The organism is Leisingera aquaemixtae (assembly GCF_001458395.1).
In the GTDB taxonomy this organism is placed as follows: domain Bacteria; phylum Pseudomonadota; class Alphaproteobacteria; order Rhodobacterales; family Rhodobacteraceae; genus Leisingera; species Leisingera aquaemixtae.
Window position 1 is genome coordinate 273,070 of the sequence record NZ_CYSR01000031.1, and the last position, 17,380, is coordinate 290,449.

15 protein-coding genes are annotated in these 17,380 nt (G+C 62.5%); 8 read left to right on the forward strand and 7 right to left on the reverse strand.

The window, feature by feature from the left end; all coding sequences use genetic code 11:
- Nucleotides 1-188 precede the first annotated feature (188 nt).
- On the forward strand, nt 189-575 hold the full coding sequence (locus PHA8399_RS18295; RefSeq protein WP_058287537.1) for a response regulator: 387 nt from the start codon (nt 189-191) through the stop codon (nt 573-575).
- A gap of 77 nt (nt 576-652) precedes the next feature.
- Here the strand turns inward: PHA8399_RS18295 and PHA8399_RS18300 are convergent, their stop codons facing one another.
- The 4 genes from PHA8399_RS18300 to ubiE form a co-directional block, all read right to left on the reverse strand.
- Nucleotides 653-1,630 (reverse strand): sensor histidine kinase, encoded by a 978-nt coding sequence (locus PHA8399_RS18300; RefSeq protein WP_244270252.1) that lies wholly within the window; start codon nt 1,628-1,630, stop codon nt 653-655.
- A gap of 326 nt (nt 1,631-1,956) precedes the next feature.
- On the reverse strand, nt 1,957-5,268 hold the full coding sequence (locus PHA8399_RS18305) for a chemotaxis protein CheB (protein WP_058287539.1): 3,312 nt from the start codon (nt 5,266-5,268) through the stop codon (nt 1,957-1,959).
- 784 nt (nt 5,269-6,052) lie between these two features.
- The gene (ubiB, locus tag PHA8399_RS18310) at nt 6,053-7,582 is read right to left on the reverse strand and encodes a 2-polyprenylphenol 6-hydroxylase (protein WP_058287540.1); all 1,530 of its coding nucleotides are present in this window, start codon (nt 7,580-7,582) and stop codon (nt 6,053-6,055) included.
- Between the two features lie 3 nt (nt 7,583-7,585).
- Nucleotides 7,586-8,338 carry a bifunctional demethylmenaquinone methyltransferase/2-methoxy-6-polyprenyl-1,4-benzoquinol methylase UbiE gene (gene ubiE, locus PHA8399_RS18315; RefSeq protein WP_058287541.1) on the reverse strand — a complete coding sequence of 251 codons (753 nt, stop codon included), beginning with the start codon at nt 8,336-8,338 and terminating at the stop codon, nt 7,586-7,588.
- Nucleotides 8,339-8,424: 86 nt separating this feature from the next.
- Here ubiE and mutM point away from each other — a divergent pair, with 86 nt between their 5' ends.
- The 5 genes from mutM (at nt 8,425) to rarD (ending at nt 13,611) form a co-directional block, all read left to right on the forward strand.
- Nucleotides 8,425-9,276: a bifunctional DNA-formamidopyrimidine glycosylase/DNA-(apurinic or apyrimidinic site) lyase gene (gene mutM, locus PHA8399_RS18320; RefSeq protein ID WP_058287542.1), complete on the forward strand. Its 852-nt coding sequence runs from the start codon at nt 8,425-8,427 to the stop codon at nt 9,274-9,276.
- Between the two features lie 63 nt (nt 9,277-9,339).
- Nucleotides 9,340-10,116, forward strand: coding sequence for an acryloyl-CoA hydratase (gene acuK / locus PHA8399_RS18325; RefSeq protein ID WP_027245077.1), 777 nt, complete (start codon nt 9,340-9,342; stop codon nt 10,114-10,116).
- Nucleotides 10,117-10,328: 212 nt separating this feature from the next.
- A complete protein-coding gene (rpsT, locus tag PHA8399_RS18330) occupies nt 10,329-10,592 on the forward strand; it encodes a 30S ribosomal protein S20 (protein WP_058287543.1) in 264 nt (87 codons plus the stop codon).
- Nucleotides 10,593-11,138: 546 nt separating this feature from the next.
- The gene (gene dnaA / locus PHA8399_RS18335) at nt 11,139-12,539 is read left to right on the forward strand and encodes a chromosomal replication initiator protein DnaA (RefSeq protein WP_058287544.1); all 1,401 of its coding nucleotides are present in this window, start codon (nt 11,139-11,141) and stop codon (nt 12,537-12,539) included.
- A gap of 169 nt (nt 12,540-12,708) precedes the next feature.
- The gene (gene rarD, locus PHA8399_RS18340; protein WP_058287545.1) at nt 12,709-13,611 is read left to right on the forward strand and encodes an EamA family transporter RarD; all 903 of its coding nucleotides are present in this window, start codon (nt 12,709-12,711) and stop codon (nt 13,609-13,611) included.
- Nucleotides 13,612-13,619: 8 nt separating this feature from the next.
- Here rarD and PHA8399_RS18345 read toward each other — a convergent pair whose 3' ends face one another.
- Nucleotides 13,620-14,369 carry a phosphodiester glycosidase family protein gene (locus tag PHA8399_RS18345; protein ID WP_058287546.1) on the reverse strand — a complete coding sequence of 250 codons (750 nt, stop codon included), beginning with the start codon at nt 14,367-14,369 and terminating at the stop codon, nt 13,620-13,622.
- Nucleotides 14,366-14,761: a 30S ribosome-binding factor RbfA gene (gene rbfA / locus PHA8399_RS18350; RefSeq protein ID WP_027245073.1), complete on the reverse strand. Its 396-nt coding sequence runs from the start codon at nt 14,759-14,761 to the stop codon at nt 14,366-14,368. The genes PHA8399_RS18345 and rbfA overlap by 4 nt, the downstream gene beginning before the upstream one ends.
- Nucleotides 14,762-14,847: 86 nt before the next feature.
- Here rbfA and dapB point away from each other — a divergent pair, with 86 nt between their 5' ends.
- Complete coding sequence (gene dapB, locus PHA8399_RS18355) at nt 14,848-15,657, forward strand: 4-hydroxy-tetrahydrodipicolinate reductase (RefSeq protein ID WP_058287547.1); 810 nt, start codon at nt 14,848-14,850, stop codon at nt 15,655-15,657.
- Nucleotides 15,658-15,821: 164 nt separating this feature from the next.
- On the opposite strand, the gene PHA8399_RS18360 is transcribed toward dapB, so the two are convergent.
- Nucleotides 15,822-16,013: a DUF1674 domain-containing protein gene (locus tag PHA8399_RS18360; protein WP_008554612.1), complete on the reverse strand. Its 192-nt coding sequence runs from the start codon at nt 16,011-16,013 to the stop codon at nt 15,822-15,824.
- 77 nt (nt 16,014-16,090) lie between these two features.
- On the opposite strand from PHA8399_RS18360, the gene PHA8399_RS18365 reads away from it, so the two are divergent.
- The gene (locus PHA8399_RS18365; RefSeq protein WP_058287548.1) at nt 16,091-17,353 is read left to right on the forward strand and encodes an RsmB/NOP family class I SAM-dependent RNA methyltransferase; all 1,263 of its coding nucleotides are present in this window, start codon (nt 16,091-16,093) and stop codon (nt 17,351-17,353) included.
- The last annotated feature ends 27 nt before the right edge of the window (nt 17,354-17,380 follow it).

Sequence of the window (17,380 nt, forward strand, 5' to 3'; positions counted from 1 at the left end):
ATTATGTGATTGAGATATACAGGTAATGCAATTTTAAGTAGAAACAAGTATCCCTTATGAACGCATGACGGTTCACGGTGGTTTCGAGACTACGCTTCGCGATTTACCTGTCAGGGGCAAAAGAACAGCCGTGAATGCGCTAAGATCGCGTGATCCCGGCACCAGCCACGCCGGTACAGGGTATCTAAGTGACAGCCAAAGTTTTGCTTCTGGAGGATGACGCCGGCGTCCGCTTCACCTTCAACATGGCGCTGCAGGAAGCGGGATATGATGTTACCGCCGTCACCAGCTGCAGCGACGCCATCTCTGCGTTGACCGAATTGCCCCTGGACGTGCTGGTGCTGGACCTGAAGATCGGGGAGGAGATGTCGCTGCCGGTGGCAGATTATGCCGCCCTGCTGCGCCCGGATATTCCAGTGGTCTGCATCACCGGCAGCCGCCTGTTTTCGGGCGGCGAATTGTTCAACCTCAGCCGCAATATCCGCTGGGTGCTGCGAAAACCGGTCAATCTGTCCGATCTCCTCAGCATGGTCGACCATGTGACCGGGCGGGTTCCCGCCATGGCGGCAAGCTGACAAGGGCGGCGAGGCGGGTCTTTGGGGGCCCTTCCGGATGGTCCGGTCTGCTTGGTCTGGCGGTCGCGCTGCCGGCCTTAGCCGCAGGAAATCTTGAAAATTGCACCCTTGCCGGGTTCGGCATCGGCAGTGAGCTTCCACGAGTGGCGGCGGCAAATTTCGGCGCAAGTCGACAGCCCGATGCCGCTGCCTTCGATTTCGCGGTGCGCCCGGTGGAATGGCTGGAGAATCCGGTGCTTCTCCCGCGGATCAAACCCCATGCCGTTGTCGGCAACAGACAGCACCCATTGCTCCCGTCCGGTGCCTTCCATGCTGATGGTGATTTCCAGCGGGCGGGCCGGATCCCGGTACTTGATCGCGTTGGACAGGAAGTTGGTCAGCACCAGATGCAGCAAGGTCGGGTCCGCCTGCAGCGTGATGCCCGTGCCGTAGACGCGGGTCTTGGCGCCGCACTCCTGCAGCGCCTGGTGCAGGCTATCGCAGGCTTCTGAAACCGCATCTGCCATGACAACTTCCTGAAAGCTGGTGCCGGAGGCGGTTGATACCGAATGCTCCAGAAGCTCCGTCGTCAGCTGGTCCATCTGCCGCGCGGCCCGGGCCATGTGCTGCAGGAATTCCCTGGCGGTCTGCGGCAGCGCGGCGCTGTAATGCTCGGAGAAGAATTGCAGGGATCCGGTCATGGTGTTGATCGGCGTGCGCAGATCATGCGCGGCGGCATGGGCAAAGGCCTCCATCGACAGAAGGGTTTCCTGCAGCTTTGCGTTGGCATCCTTGGCGGTGGACAATTCACCGCGCAGCTTGCCGCGCATCTCGTTCATCTGCCGCAGCCTGTCCGCCGTCAGCCGCAGCTGGTCCTGGGTCAGCAGCATCAGCCGTTCGCCCTTGGTGGCCGACCGCAGCAGCGAGATCCGGAATTCAGTGTCCGGCAGCGGTGCGGTCAGATTGCCCGCGGCCATCGGAAAGGACACGGAGCCGGCAGCGGCGCCCTTGCGCAGGCTGGAGATCACATCGTCCCGGTCGCACAGCGTCAATTTGCTGAAGCATGTGCCTGTCAAGTCGCCGCTCCCAGACTGGGAAAAGGGACAGAAACTGCGCTCTGCCCGCCGGTTGCAGACAAGGATGCGGCCATCCCAATCCAGAATGAACGACCCGTAGGGGAACGCAAGAAAGGCCTTACCGAGCACATCAGCGTTCACGTCCGCATCCTCAGGCAGCATGGGCGGCACCTCTGCAGCAGTTGCGCGTGCCGCCTGCGAGACAGCTGGCGGTAGGATGGCAAACGACACCCCCCCGGGCAGCAAAACCCGGTTGCGTGCAGTGTGGCCGGAATGCCGGATGGTCTGAGATCTGTCGGTCCTCCATGGCTGCTGACAGCGTGCGTCTAAGCGTCCGGTGCCTGTTCGGAACCAGTGGCTGTCAGCTGCAAACCGCCGTACACTTGGGAGATCCCGCCATCCTTTTCCCGTTTGGCTTGGGCAAACAGAAGCGCGCGCAGATAGGTCCCGTCCAAAGCACGCAGCCGCAACGAGTGATGTAAAGGCCGGCCCTCGGCCTGCACATCCCGCAATCCGTCTCTGGCAGCGGCCCGGTCGTCCGGGTGGATCTGCTCCAGCAAAAGCTCCGCCGAAGGCCGGGTTGTTTCCGGATCATAGCCGAGCAGGTAGAACATTGCCGGGTTCCAGGAAGGCACGTTGTTCACAGCGTCAACGGAAAATACGCCGATGGAAAGGCGGTCTTGTATCGCGGCACCGCAGTCAATCAGCAATTCCCGGTCGTCCACTTCGTCCTTGTCCCAGCAAACGCCGATAAATTGGGCGATTTCGCCATGAGAATCCTGAAACACGGTCATGCTGCCCTTCAGCCAGCTGGCATCGCCCGAGTCGTTAAAGAACCGCGCTTCGAATTCGAAGGAGCCGCCGTCCTTCTGCAGCTTGGCGAGCGAGGACCTTAGGAGCGGCTGGTCTTCGGGGTGCGCGCGGGCAAGGATATCTTCGAAAGACCGGGCGCTGGAGCTATGCCCGACTCCGAAAATCTCCCTGGCCTCCGGCGACAGATAAGTCTCTCCGGAATCCAGATTATGGGTCCAAAAGCCCACCCTGGCGACTTTGCTGACCAGCCGGAGAACGTTGTAGAAGGGTTCGATGTCAAAGCGGGTGACGGTGATCGAAATACCGATCTGCTTGTGATGCACGTCCAGCACCGGTGACATAACCAGCGTGTAGTAGCGGCCGCCCGACAGCACCGGTATGCGCCGGGTCTGCTGCAGCCGCAGAACCGCATTGGCGATCGGTGCCAGAGCCGGGAACCCGCGCGGCAGGTTGCATTGGCTGAGGTGCAAGCCGGTGGGCGGCAGCTCACTGATTCCCAGCAAGTCCTGGGCCATGCGCGAGGCGCGGCGGATGATCAGCGCCTGGTCTGCCAGCGCCACCGCATAGGGAGAGGAGTCCAGCATGGCCTCTAGCTCCGAGGACAGCGCCTGGCGCTCTGCCGAGGTGATCTGCAGCTCCTCGTTGACGGTCAGCAATTCCTCGTTTGTGGACTGCAGCTCCTCGTTGGAGGTTTCCAGCTCCTCATTGGTGGCCTGGAATTCCTCATTGGTGGACTGCAGTTCTTCATTTGCGGATTGCAGTTCTTCGTTGGCGGTCTGCAGTTCCTCGATGGTCTGCTGCAGCGCCTCCTGGGTCGAGCGGATTTCCATCTCCATCCGCTGAACGTATTCGCGCTGGTCGCGGTCGGAAATTTCTTCGAAGCTGTATTCCTTCTGCTCGTCGAATTTGGTGTTGATCGCCAGCAGGCAATGCACCTCGCCGCCGTTACGGCTGTGGAACGGAAAGGCCTGCAGCTGGGCGCGGTTGCCGGTGGGCAGGGAGACGTTGTGCCAGCGGCCGTCGCGGCGTTGCTCGTTGCGGAGCGCGACAGCGATCAGGCTGGAGGCCTCAGTGCGCAGCGGTTCGATCAGCATCTTGACGTTCAGCGAAGTCGACATGCCCGCGCGGATTTCGCTGTAGACGCTGATGTCGCCCAGCACTTCAATAATATCGCCGTTGCGGGTGCAGATAATGCCGTTGGGGGCAACGGCACGGGCCAGTGACAGGTCTGCCTGCGCAGCCTGTTCAGCTGCCGCCCTTTCGGCAGATTTGCGTAGGTTGAGGGACCGCAGATAGCCATTGCCCTGCGTCCTGGAGGAGACGGACAATTCCCCGGAAATCCCGCGCCGCTTGCCGAAGATTTTGTCGGATCCCTGGCGGGCCTCGAAGTAGATACCCATTTCGCCGACGGTCTCCGAAGTGCCGAGAAACAGCAGGCCGCCCGTCGCCATGGAATAGTGCAGCCTGGTCAGGACCCGCTCCTGCAAGGCAAGGTTGAAGTATATCAGCACGTTGCGGATCGTGACGAGGTTGACGTTGATAAAGGGCGGGTCCTGAAAAACATTGTGCCGAGAAAACAGCGTGACATTGCGCAATTCCTGACGGACCGTGATGTCGCTTTCGCCGACCACGAAATAGTCTGACAGGTAATTGAGCGGAATGTCCTGCGCCGCGGAAACCGGGTAGATCCCTTTTCGCGCGACCTCGATGGCGTTCTGGTCAATGTCGGTGGCAAAGATCTGCACGTTGCTTTTTGTCAGGGCGTGAATGCCGCCAAGGATCTCTGCGATCAGAATCGCAATGGAATAAGCCTCTTCGCCGGTGGCGCAGCCGACCACCCAAACCCGGACCGGCCCGGGTCCGCGCTCTGCCAGCTGCCTTTCCAGCTGCTCGTGAAGCTTGCGGAATTGTTCCGGGTCGCGGAAGAAGCGGGTGACGGAAATAAGCAGGTCGCGGTGAAGCGCGTCCACTTCGTCAACGCTGGACCGGCAGTAGTCGACGTATTTCTCGTAGTCGTCGATTCCCAATGCCGACATCCGCCGGGCAATGCGGCGGTTCAGGGTGTTTTCCTTGTAGTTGGCAAAATCGACCTGTGTACGGGCCAGCAGGATGCCAAACAGCTCGGTCAGCTTGCTGGGTTCACCCGCGACCGGGCGCAGCAGTTCCAGGTCGCGCGGCTTGGCCAGGATTTTCTCGAAGTGCTCGCCAATTTGTTCCGGTGTCAGCGTCAGGTCGATGCAGCCGGTTTCAATCGCTGAGGTTGGCATGCCGTCATATTTCGCCGTGCCGGGATCCTGCGCAAGGGTAATGCCGCCGGCTTCGCGGATCGCCTGCACGCCGTAGCTGCCATCGCTGCCGGTTCCCGACAGCACGATGCCGATGCAGTTTTCGCCGCATTCTTCGGCGAGGCTTTTGAACAGCCGGTCGGCCGACGGCTTCGGCGTTGCCGGGTGGCCCGCGGGGGTGCGCAATCGCAATTGACCGCCTTCGAACACCACATCGGTGTCGGGCGGTGTGACATAGATCGTGCCGGCCTCGGGTTCGGTGACACGGCCCAGTTCCACAACCGGCAGCGAGGTTTCCTGCGCGATTAGCGAGGCCAGCACGCTTTTATGGGTCGGCGACATGTGCTGGGCGATCACATAGATCGCATTGGTGGAGCGGGGAAGGTTTCGCACTAGGAGGGAAACCGCTTCCAGACCTCCGGCAGAAGCCGCGATGCCTGCAACCCGAAAACCCTGGCTGCGGGCCTTCGCACTCGCGTCGGCCTTTTCGGGCTGAGATTCTGATTTTCCGGCACTGATATCCTGGTTGAGGTCTTCCATCCGTAAATGTGTCTCCGAACGTCTTTTAGCTATTTTCTGTCCCGCTCGGCACCGCGCGGGGAATTTGAGCGGGTTAGGCTGCCCTTCGGAATTTATTAATAAAATTAGATGCCTGTCCGTTACGTGCCGGATTGAAGGCATACCGTTTCAACGTTGGCTCTATGACAATCGTGCTGCCATGGAAGCCCCTGCCAGGCCCGAGCACAGTGAGCGGCATTTTACAGAACGGGTTATGCGCGCATGCGGTGATACCGGTGACTTGGCGCCTGCCTCCGGCGGGGATAACATCGGGATCAAACCCCCGAAGATGTTCCCGCAACATGCAAGGCATGAATTTATCATCTTTGAAATGCAGGGCTTCCCGCGGATGCCTCATGACCCGGTTCCGTTGTTGGTGCGGGTGAAACCAGAAACTGGCGTTTGGCCGCAAGAATCTCCTTCAGGAACGATCTGATCCAGACTTCCCCCGGCAATACCGCGATTTCGGAAGAAGCGGCCAGTCCTACCCTGCGGCCATCATGCTGCTGGTTTGGGCTGTAGTCAACACTCTGGAAATGAAGGTAAATCAACCTGTGATGGAAAGCGCTTTTCCGCTGCATTCAGGCTGCGCTGCATGCGAAAAACCGCACATGGGAGCGGGTCGGGCCGAGCGGCCCGCCCGTTGTATCCCGGCAGAATCAGCCGCCCGGGGGAGACGGGGCTGCCCCCGTGGGCCTGCGGCCTATTACCCCCCCAGGATATTCCCGAACAGAAAGAAGCGCACTGCCGCTGCCGGTTGCGGATCTCAGATCAGCAGGGCGACGGCCGCAAAGAAGGCAGCCCCGCCGGCAGCGCCCAGGGCGGCTGGGGCAAGCCAGTTGCCGGTGCTGCGGTTCTGGGCACCGTTCTGCGCCGCCTGGGCAATCAGCGCCTGCTCCACCAGCGCAGGCAGGCGCGGGCCGAAGCGGGCCATCACCTTTGCGGTCTCCAGCAGGTCGGAGGCGACGGCGCGCGGGCCGATGGATTTCTTGATGTAGTCCTCGACCACCGGCCGGGCCGCTTCCCAGATGTTGATATGCGGGTCCAGCGAGCGGGCAACGCCCTCGACCACCACCATAGTGCGCTGCAAGAGGATCAGCTCTGTGCGGGTTTCCATGCCGAAGCGTTCAGTGACTTCGAACAGGTAGTTCAGCAGGCGGCCCATCGAAATCTGCGAGGCGTCCATGCCGAAAATCGGCTCGCCCACCGCACGCAAGGCACGGGCGAATTCATCCACGTCCCGGTTGGCGGGCACATAACCTGCCTCGAAATGCACCTCGGCCACGCGCTTGTAGTCGCGTTTGATGAAGCCGTAGAGGATTTCCGCATAAACCCGGCGGGTGTATTCGTCGATATGGCCCATGATGCCGAAGTCATAGGCGATTATATCACCGTTGGCGGCGACCTTGAGATTGCCTTGATGCATGTCGGCATGGAAATAGCCGTCCCGCAGCGCGTGGCGCAGGAACAGCGACAGTACCCGGTTGGCCAGCAGCCTGCGGTCGTGGCCTGCCGCGTCCAGCGCGTCATTATCGCCCAGCGGGATGCCGTCGGCCCAGCCCATGGTCATCACCCGGCGGGCGGAATAGGCCCAGCGGATCTCCGGCAGCTGAAAGCCCTCGTCCTTGGCGGTGTTGGCGGCAAATTCCGAGGCTGCGGCGCTCTCCAGCCGCAGGTCCAGTTCACCCTGCACAACGCCGTCGAAATGTTCAATCACGTCCATCGGTTTCAGGCGGCGGGCGCTGGGGGCAAACAGGTCCACGATGCGGGCCGCGAAGTAGAAGGCGTCCACGTCGCGATTGAAGGCGCGCTCGATCCCGGGGCGCAGTACCTTGACGGCGACATCCTCGCCGGTTTCGGCCAGCGTCGCCCGGTGCACCTGCGCGATGGAGGCGGCGGCGACCGGATCACTGAAATCGGAGAAGATCTCCGAGGCCGGTCGGCCCAGTTCCTTTTCCACCTCGGCCAGTGCCTGGGCGCGCGAGAACGGCGGCAGCTTGTCCTGCAGCACGCGCAGCTGGTTGGCCAGATCCTTGCCCACCACGTCGGGGCGGGTCGAAAGCACCTGTCCGAACTTGATGTATGCAGGCCCCAGCGCGTTCAGCGCCCGGGTTTCCGGCGGCATCGCAGGATCGCCTTTATAGCCCAGCCACTTGAACGGCCAGCCTAGGGTGCGTGCCAGGATGCGCAGGGGTTTGGGCGCTTCAAACGCCTCTAGCACCGAATGCATGGCGCCGGTGCGTTCGAAAGTGGCGCCTGTCCGGATCAGGCGCAGGATATTATGAGGGCCGCGCATGAGTCAGATCTTCCAGCCGGAATGCAGGCAGGCGATGCCCATCGACAGGTTGCGGTATTTCGCGTTCTCAAAGCCCGCCTGTTTCACCATGCCGAGGAAGGTCTCCTGATCCGGGAAGTTGCGGATCGACTCCACCAGATACTGGTAGCTGTCGTAATCGCCCGCAATCATCTGCCCCATCCGCGGGATCACGTTGAAGGAGTAGAGATCATAAAGCTTTTGCAGCCCGTCGTTCGGCAGCTGCGAAAACTCCAGCACCATCAGCCGCCCGCCGGGGCGCAGCACCCGGTAGGCCTCGTTCAGCGCCTCCTGCGGCCGGGTCACGTTCCGGATACCGAAGGAGATGGTATAGACGTCAAAGGTGTTGTCCTTGAACGGCAACTTCATCGCATCGCCTGTGACCCAGTCGAGGCTGCCGACCATCTGCGCGGCCTCAGCGCGCTTGCGGCCCTCCTCCAGCATCGGGCGGGTGAGGTCCAGCACGGTGGAATGGCCGTGGCCCGCGCGTTTCAGGAAGCGGAACGAAATGTCGCCGGTGCCGCCGGCGACATCCAAGAGCCGCTGGCCCGGGCGCGGCGCCAGCCAGTCCATCATCGCGTCCTTCCAGACCCGGTGGATACCCACGCTCATCACATCATTCATGATGTCGTATTTCGAGGCGACCGAGTTGAAGACCCCCTGCACACGGCCGGCCTTTTCCTCCTCGCGGACGGTTTCGAACCCGAAATGGGTGGTGTTGTCGCTGGTGTTGCTCATGCCACTTGCCGTTTGCTGAGTTTGGCCCTTGTTATAAGGCGCTGTGGGGCAGGCACAATGCGGCCCGTTGGTTCAGGAGGGGTGTAATGCCAGAATTGCCCGAGGTCGAGACAGTGAAACGCGGTTTGGCGCCTGCGATGGAGGGCGCGGTCATTGTGAAGGCTTCCGTGAACCGCCCGGATCTGCGCTGGCCGTTTCCGCCAGCGATGGCACAGCGGCTTACGGGCGCGCGGGTCAATGCCCTTAGGCGGCGGTCGAAATACATTCTGGCAGATCTGGATACGGACGAAACTCTGCTGATCCACCTGGGCATGTCGGGGCGGATGACGGTCTCCGGGGATCCGCTGGGGCGGTTCGTGCATGAGCATCCGCAGGCAGAGAAACATGACCATGTGGTGCTGGACATGGACAATGGCGCCCGTATCACCTTCAACGATCCGCGCCGGTTCGGAGCGATGGATCTGCTGGATACGGCGGCTGCGGATTCTCACAAGCTGCTGTCGGTGCTGGGGCCGGAACCCTTGGGCAATGACTTCCACGAGGATCACCTGATTGCCGCTTTCAAAAGGCGTAACACGCCGGTGAAATCGGCATTACTGGATCAGGGAATCATCGCGGGCCTTGGTAACATCTATGTCTGCGAAGCGCTCTTCCGTGCGGGAATTTCGCCACGCCGCAAGGCCGGGCAGATTGCCGCGCATCGGGTGGCGGCGCTGGTGCCGATCATCCGGCAAGTGCTGCAGGACGCCATTAGAGCAGGTGGTTCTTCGCTCAAGGATTTTCGGCAAGCCTCTGGCGAGCTTGGATATTTTCAGCACAGTTTTGATGCCTACGGGCGCGAGGGCGAACCCTGCCGGCGGGAAGGTTGCGCAGGATCAATTGCCAGAATCACCCAATCGGGACGCTCCACCTTCTACTGTGTAAAGTGCCAAAGATAGCTTGATCAGATGGACCCTTTTGGTAAGGACTCGGATCTGAACGGAACAACCGAAAGAGAAATCATGGCCTACGAGACGATCAACGTCGATGTGCAGGACCACGTTTGCCTCATTAAACTGAACCGCCCGGAGGCGATGAACGCGCTCAACAGGGAGCTCATTGGCGAGCTTTGCGATGCTCTGGAAGAGGCTGATGCCAGCGACAAGGTGCGCTGCATCGTGCTGACCGGCTCGGAAAAGGCCTTTGCCGCCGGTGCCGACATCAAGGAGATGTCGGAGATGAGCTTTACCGAGGTGTTTTCCACCAACCTGTTTGCCGATGCCAACGACCGCATTTCGGCCATCCGCAAGCCGATTATCGCGGCGGTGGCGGGGTATGCGCTGGGCGGCGGTTGCGAGCTGGCGATGCTGTGCGATTTCATCATCGCCGCGGAAACCGCCAAATTCGGCCAGCCGGAGATCAACCTGGGTGTTGTGGCAGGCATCGGCGGCACCCAGCGCCTGACCCGGTTCGTAGGCAAGTCCAAGTCGATGGACATGAACCTGACCGGCCGCTTCATGAACGCCGAGGAAGCGGAACGCGCGGGCCTGGTGTCGCGCGTGGTGCCGGCCAAGAAGCTGATCGAGGAAGCGACTGCCGCGGCGCAGAAGATCGCGGAGAAATCTCTGCTGACCGCGATGGCCGTCAAGGAAGCGGTGAACCGCTCTTACGAGCTGCCGCTGAGCGAAGGCCTGTTGTTCGAGCGCCGGGTGTTCCACTCGATGTTCGCGACAGAAGACCAGAAGGAAGGCATGGCGGCCTTCCTGGAAAAGCGCGAAGCGCAGTTCCGCGACAAGTAAGCGCCGGAAAACCCCTAAGAGCGGCGGGCTGGATGGCCCGCCGTTTTGCCTTCCGGTCCGGTGCCCTTGCAATTCTGCACAGAGTTGGATAAACGCCGCCCTCATACATGCGCGTGCAGCCCGCTCAGGCTAGAATCACACCGGTGGTCCGACCCGGGTTTGGCTGGCATTGCGTCCGATAGAAACAGAACCCGAAGATAAGGTCAGACATCATGGCAAATTCGCCCCAGGCCAAGAAGCGCGCACGTCAGAACGAGAAGCGCTTTGCCGTCAACAAAGCCCGTCGTTCGCGCATCCGTACCTTCCTGCGTAAAGTTGAAGAAGCCATTGCTTCCGGCGACAAAGAATCTGCAACCGCCGCTCTGCGCGCAGCTCAGCCCGAACTGATGCGCGGCGTCACCAAAGGTGTGTACCACAAAAACACCGTTTCCCGGAAAATCTCGCGCCTGTCCGCACGCGTGAAGGCACTGGGCTGAGATTCGCTCTGCTGAGCAGGCTCACGAGCTGTTGAAAAGTTGTCAGGGCGCTGCAAATTGCAGCGCCTTGTTTTTTGGGCAAAGCCTTGGCTGATTGCCGCGGATGCGGGAGATTCTTTGCGGCCAAAGGCAGAGTCAACATCATAGTTTCGTTGCTGCTGACCCCCTCAAATTGCTACCACTGTGTCAGCGATTCACTCGCTGGGGGGACAGGCTGCTTGCGGCAATCTTGACGGGCATCAAGGTTGCCAGGTTGCCCGGAACAGACGGCACGCACGTGCCTGAGTCTGTCCGGGAGCTACTGCTGTATCGTTAAGGTCAGCAGCCTTGTCTCAATTGTGTGCGATACTGTTCGTGACGGCAGATAGCCCGCTTTATGCGGCGGGGTTTGCTGTTGCCAGACGAACGTTCAGCCTTCGGGCGATGCGGCCAGCAATGGTCCGCACACGGAAACCCTGTGCGTGAACGCCCCCCGGGTGGTTGGGGGTACGATGGATTTGGCCCGGCCAAGGGGCCGCTGCTTTTTGGGGACGCGTGAGGCGCAGCATGACAGAAGAAAAATGGGGACAGCTCAGGAACCGGCTGTTGAAGACGGTTGGCCAGAACAACTTCACCACTTGGATCGAACCTCTGGAATTCGATACCGTCGACGGTGGGGTAGCCGTCTTCAAAGTGCCGACGAATTTCATGGGAAATTACGTCAGCCAGAACTTTGCAGATCTTATCCTGCATGAGCTGACCATGTCCGGCGAGCCGGTGCAGCGGCTGGCGTTCCGGGTTGCGGCAAACAGCCCGGCGCGACCGGCGGAACCGGCCGTTGCAGCGGGGTCTTTTGGCGGCGCGCAGGATGATCTGGCGGTCATGACCGCACCGGCGGCGGCGGCAGGAAGGGACACGCTGGAGGCGCTGCAGGCCGCGCCGCTGGATCCGCGGTTCACCTTCGACAGCTTTGTGGTCGGCAAGCCGAACGAACTGGCCCATGCCGCTGCGCGCCGCGTCGGCGAGGGCGGCCCGGTCACCTTCAACCCGCTGGTTCTGTATGGCGGCGTGGGTCTGGGCAAAACCCACCTGATGCACGCCATCGCCTGGGAACTGAAAGAAAAGAACCCGCATCTGAACGTGCTGTATCTGTCCGCGGAACAGTTCATGTACCGTTTCGTGCAGGCCCTGCGCGAACGCAAAATGATGGACTTCAAGCACCTGTTCCGTTCGGTCGACGTGCTGATGGTGGATGACGTTCAGTTCATCGCCGGCAAGGACTCCACTCAGGAGGAGTTCTTCCACACCTTCAACGCGCTGGTGGACCAGAACAAGCAGATCATCATCTCCGCCGACCGCGCCCCTGGGGAGATCAAGGATCTGGAAGACCGGGTGAAATCCCGTCTGCAGTGCGGCCTGGTGGTGGACCTGCATCCGACCGACTACGAACTGCGTCTTGGCATCCTGCAGACCAAGGTGCAGCAGCAGCGCGAGACCTATCCGGACCTGCGCATCGCCGATGGTGTGCTGGAGTTCCTCGCACACCGGATTTCGACCAACGTGCGCGTGCTCGAAGGCGCCCTGACACGGCTGTTTGCCTTTGCGTCCCTGGTGGGCCGTGAGATCGACATGGATCTGACCCAAGACTGCCTGGCAGACGTGCTGCGCGCGTCCGAGCGCAAGATCACCGTCGAGGAGATCCAGCGCAAGGTCTCCGAGTATTACAACATCCGGATGTCTGACATCATCGGGCCCAAGCGCCTGCGCTCTTACGCGCGGCCGCGGCAGGTGGCGATGTATCTCTGCAAGCAGCTGACCAGCCGCTCTCTGCCCGAGATCGGCCGCCGCTTTGGCGGGCGCGACCACACCACCGTGATGCACGGCGTGAAGCGCATTGAGGAGCTGAAGCTGACCGACGGCCAGATCGCCGAAGACGTGGAGATGCTGCGCCGGTCGCTGGAAGCCTGACGCGCACCCGCACCCCAAATGATTGACTTGCGGCTCCGGTTTCCGGAGCCGCTTTTTCTTGCGCGGCAGGGGCGCAGCCCATAACGCGGCTGAATACCCGGTATCACGGAAAACAAAGTTTCCTCCGGCTGAAAATCAGCGATAAGTGCGCCCTGAACAGGAGCGCCGCATGACAACTCAATCCACCGAGACCCTGGATACGCCCCGCGGGCTGGCCTTTGCCGTCACCGCCTATCTGCTGTGGGGGTTCCTGCCGCTTTACATGAAGGCGCTGTCCCATATTCCCGCGGCAGAGGTTGTCGCGCACCGGGTCATCTGGTCGGTGCCGGTGGCGGGCGCGCTGCTGATCGTCCTGCGCCGCACCAAGGACCTGCAGGCCGCACTCAAGAATCCCCGGATGCTGGGCATGGCCTGCATCACCGCAGCGCTGATTTCGTTGAACTGGGGGATTTATGTCTGGTCGATTGCGGCCGGCCGGGCACTGGATGCCGCGCTTGGCTATTACATAAACCCGCTGTTCAGCATTGCGCTTGGCGCCATCCTGCTGCGCGAGCCGCTCGGCAAGGCGCAGATGGCGGCTGTTGCGCTCGCTGCCGCGGCGGTGGTGGTGCTGACACTGGAAGCGGGCCGGGTGCCTTGGGTAGCGGTCGGCCTGACGCTGACTTGGGGCTTTTACGCGTTCTTCAAGAAGTCGCTGCCGATCGGACCCAACCAGGGGTTCCTGCTGGAGGTGCTGATTCTGCTGGCGCCTGCCCTGGGCTATTTCGCCTATCTGACCGCCTCCGGCAGCAGCAGCTTTGGCGGCTCGCTCAGCGATACTTCGCTGCTGCTTGGCTGCGGTGTGGTCACGGCGGTGCCGCTGATCGTCTACGCAAACGGTGCCAAGCTGGTGCGGCTGTCGACGATGGGTATCCTGCAGTATATCGCACCGACGATGATCATGCTGGCCGCGGTGCTGCTGTTCGGCGAGGAATTCGGCCAAGCCCGGATGATCGCCTTCCCGATGATCTGGGCGGCGCTGGTGATTTACACTGTGCCGATGGTGCGGCAGATGCGCAAACGCGCTGGCTGAGCGGGCGGCTACTCGCTCGGTCCGGCGTCCTCGACCACGGCGGCAACCGGCCCCATCATAAAGCCCGCGTCGCTTCGGCCCAGCTGCGGTGCGTGCAAGCGAGAGATGTTGCCGTCGAAGTAGAGCGCATTCGGCAGCTTCAGATAATCGCGGAACAGGCTGCCGAACTGATGGAAGGTCACCGCATTGCGCGAGATTGCAAAAACCGCGCGCGTTCCGTCCGCTGAGGTGCCCACCCCGTTGCGGATGTAATAGCTGTCCGAATCGGGCAGGAAGCGCGGGTGCAGGTCGCCATCGATCACCAGCATTGGTCCGGACTGGGTGGCATAGGTGCAGCCGGGGGCGGCTTTCTCGAACGCAAGGGTTTCAAACACATCCGCCCGGCTGCCCCGGATGCACAGCACGCCATTCGGCAGCAGGCCGAAGTTGCCGGGACCGGCGTTGGTCACCAGCCGCATCTCTTCGCCGTTCTCATCGACGTACAGCCCGACGGGTGAGCGGTCTGTGTGATACATGCCGGCATTGGTCGCAAAGGCCAACGTCTTGCCGTCCTTTGCCAGCGCTTCCTCCAGGGTGGAGAAATGCCCGTAGACCTGGCCCTCGCCATCCTTCAGGAACAGCCTCAGCTGTTCCTGCGCGGCGTCAACTTCGCAGATCGAGTACCGGTTGCCCTCATAGGCCACATCGCTGCAGTCAACCGCACCAGCCGCCGGGGCGGTCCAGAGCGCGGCCAGCAGCAAGGCAGCCCTGCGGATCACTCTTCCACGTCGCGGCGCACCGCGTCCTGGCTCAGCATCCGGCGGGTATCATCCATCTGGTCGAAGGTTTCATCCAGACGGAAGCGCAGATCGGGTGTGAATTTCAGCCCCAGCTTCTTGCCGACCATGCGGCGCAGCTCGCTCTTGTTGCGGGCCAGAAGCTTCAGCACATCCTCCTGCCCCTTGCCGCCCAGGGGCAGCACAAAGGCGGTGGCGATTTTCAAATCGGGGGAGGTGCGCACCTCGCCCACGGTGATCGACATGCGGTTCAGGTCCGGGTCATGCACGTCGCCGCGCGCCAGCACCTCAGACAGGGTGCGGCGGATCAGTTCGCCGACGCGAAGCTGGCGCTGGGACGGGCCGGGGCCATCGTGGAATTTGTTCTTTGCCATGATTCCGATCTATGCCGGATTGCGGGCTTTGCCAAGCGCTGCCCGGCACTGTAGGACAAATCCGGCATGAACAAGGGAATTGGCCAATGACTCACAAACCTGGGATCGTGATTACCGGCGCATCTGGCCGCATGGGGCAGATGCTGATCAGGACCGTGCTGGAGAGCGATAAGGCCACGCTTGTTGCAGCCGTTGAACGCGAAGGCCACGCCTGGGTCGGCCGCGACGTGGGCGAAATGATGGGCGGCGCGCCAGCCGGTGTTACGGTGACTGCAGACGCGCTGGAGGCGTTTTCCAAGGCGCAGGCGGTGATCGACTTCACCGCGCCGGAGGCGACGCTGGCCTTTTCCAAGCTGGCGGCGCAGGCCCGCGCGGTGCATGTGATCGGCACCACCGGGATGACGGATGAGCAGATTGCCCAGCTGGAACCGGCGTCGCGCCACGCGGTGATCATCCGCGCGGGCAACATGAGCCTGGGGGTGAACCTGCTGGTGCAGCTGACCAAAAAAGTTGCCGCCGCGCTGGACGAGGATTTCGACATTGAGGTGATCGAGGCGCATCACCACCACAAGGTGGATGCGCCCTCCGGCACCGCGCTGATGCTGGGGGAAGCTGCCGCTGAGGGCCGCGGCGTCAAGCTGGCGGATGTGCGTGATTCCGGCCGCGATGGTATCACCGGCGCCCGCAAGCGCGGCGACATCGGTTTCACCGCCATCCGCGGCGGCGACATCGTGGGCGAGCATGACGTGCTGTTTGCAGCGGCGGGCGAGCGGATCGTGCTGCGCCATCTGGCGACCGACCGCGCGATCTTTGCCCGCGGCGCGCTGAAGGCTGCGCTGTGGGGCCAGGACAAGGGGCCGGGGCAGTACGATATGGTGGATGTGCTGGGACTATGAAGTCTGACAGGCGGCCCTGACGGGCCGCCGCCTCCCCTCCCGGTGGCAGAGCTGCCTGGCGGGCAGCGGGGTATGAGTATTTGAAGAAAGATGAAAGAACGGCAATTCATTTCATCTTTCCGGAAATGCTCCGGGGGTGCGGGGGCTGGCCCCCGCGGCGCACCTTAAAAGTCGATGGCAATGCCCTTTTTCTCCCAATCGCCATAGCGCGCCGGGTCGGGGCCGTCGCGGCCGCCCAGCTCCTTGGGGCGCGGCTCCTGCGCTTCAGCAGCCTTGCGGCGTTCCTCTGCCTCGGCCAGGGCGCGCACGGCAGCAGGCGGCAGGTCTTTTTTCTCGGGTGCGGTCTCTTCGCTCATCGCGGGTTCCTTTATGCTGCGCCCATGATATACGCCCCTGTCCCGCGCGGACAAGCCGTGCCCCAAGGAGTTGCCAGATGTCCGATGCCAATCATGCCCGCCGCACTGCGGTCTACCTGCTGGATCAGGTGCTGGGAGAGGGGCGGCTCCTTGCGGAGTGCTATGCTGCCGGGGCGCTGGAGAAGCTGGCGCCTGAAGACCGCGCGCGGGCGCAGCGGCTGGCCGTCGAAACCCTGCGCAGCCTGGAGCGTGCCGACCGGATCCTGAAAAAGCATCTGAAGAAGACACCGCCGCTGATGGTCATGAACGTGCTGCGGCTGGGCACGGTAGAGCTGTGCTCGGGCGGGGCTGCGCATGGGGTGGTCAATGCGATGGTGGCGATTGTCTCCAAACACCGCCACCACGGGCAGTTGAAGGGGCTGGTCAACGCGGTGCTGCGCAAGGTGGCGGAGGAGGGGCCGGCGGAATGGGCCAAACTGCGTATTCCGCGCCTGCCGAACTGGCTGCGCAAACCGCTGGTCCAGGCCTGGGGCGCCGAGGCGGTTCTGGGCATGGAGGCCGCGCATTATGCCGGCGCGCCGCTGGATATCACCGGCAAGCCGGGCGTGGACTTGCAGGCGCTCGGCGGGGTGCCGCTGCCCACCGGTTCGCTGCGGATCTCCGGCGCGGGGCAGGTGTCGGCGCTGCCGGGCTACCAGGCTGGCGACTGGTGGGTGCAGGATGCCGCTGCCGCGCTGCCCGCGCTCATCCTGAATGCGCAGCCGGGGGAGCAGGCCCTGGATCTGTGTGCGGCGCCTGGCGGCAAGACCATGCAGATGGCCGCTGCCGGGGCCAGCGTGACGGCAGTGGATGTCTCGGAGAGCCGCGTGGCGCGGTTGAGGGAGAACCTGGAGCGCACCGGGCTGGAGGCCGGCTTGGTCGTCGGCGACGCGCTGGAGCAGACCGGCCAGTATGACGCGGTTTTGCTGGACGCACCCTGTTCCGCCACCGGCACCATCCGGCGCCACCCTGATTTGCCGCAGGCCAAGGACGGCAGCGAGTTCGGCGCGCTGATCGAGCTGCAGGCGCAGATGCTGGCGCACGCCTGGACCTTGGTAAAACCAGGCGGGCGGCTGATGTACTGCACCTGCTCCTTGCTGCCGGACGAGGGCGAATGCCAGGTCGAGGAAGCGCTGGACATGTTCCCGGACATGGCGGCAGACCGCGATGCGCTGAAAGTGCCCGGCGTGGAGGCAGACTGGATCACCGAAGAGGGCGGCCTGCGCCTGCGCCCGGATTACTGGCCAGAGCGCGGCGGCATGGACGGCTTCTATATGGCGCTCTTGCGCAAAACCGCGTGACCGTGGGGCGTGCCGGGCATTCGCCGG

Excerpts from the sequence above, each read along its gene's own strand:
- PHA8399_RS18305 (WP_058287539.1), bottom strand. The coding sequence starts at position 5,268 with ATGGAAGACCTCAACCAGGATATCAGTGCCGGAAAATCAGAATCTCAG.
- ubiB (WP_058287540.1), bottom strand. The coding sequence starts at position 7,582 with ATGCGCGGCCCTCATAATATCCTGCGCCTGATCCGGACAGGCGCCACT.
- ubiE (WP_058287541.1), bottom strand. The coding sequence starts at position 8,338 with ATGAGCAACACCAGCGACAACACCACCCATTTCGGGTTCGAAACCGTC.
- mutM (WP_058287542.1), top strand. The coding sequence starts at position 8,425 with ATGCCAGAATTGCCCGAGGTCGAGACAGTGAAACGCGGTTTGGCGCCT.
- acuK (WP_027245077.1), top strand. The coding sequence starts at position 9,340 with ATGGCCTACGAGACGATCAACGTCGATGTGCAGGACCACGTTTGCCTC.
- rpsT (WP_058287543.1), top strand. The coding sequence starts at position 10,329 with ATGGCAAATTCGCCCCAGGCCAAGAAGCGCGCACGTCAGAACGAGAAG.
- dnaA (WP_058287544.1), top strand. The coding sequence starts at position 11,139 with ATGACAGAAGAAAAATGGGGACAGCTCAGGAACCGGCTGTTGAAGACG.
- rarD (WP_058287545.1), top strand. The coding sequence starts at position 12,709 with ATGACAACTCAATCCACCGAGACCCTGGATACGCCCCGCGGGCTGGCC.
- rbfA (WP_027245073.1), bottom strand. The coding sequence starts at position 14,761 with ATGGCAAAGAACAAATTCCACGATGGCCCCGGCCCGTCCCAGCGCCAG.
- dapB (WP_058287547.1), top strand. The coding sequence starts at position 14,848 with ATGACTCACAAACCTGGGATCGTGATTACCGGCGCATCTGGCCGCATG.
- PHA8399_RS18360 (WP_008554612.1), bottom strand. The coding sequence starts at position 16,013 with ATGAGCGAAGAGACCGCACCCGAGAAAAAAGACCTGCCGCCTGCTGCC.
- PHA8399_RS18365 (WP_058287548.1), top strand. The coding sequence starts at position 16,091 with ATGTCCGATGCCAATCATGCCCGCCGCACTGCGGTCTACCTGCTGGAT.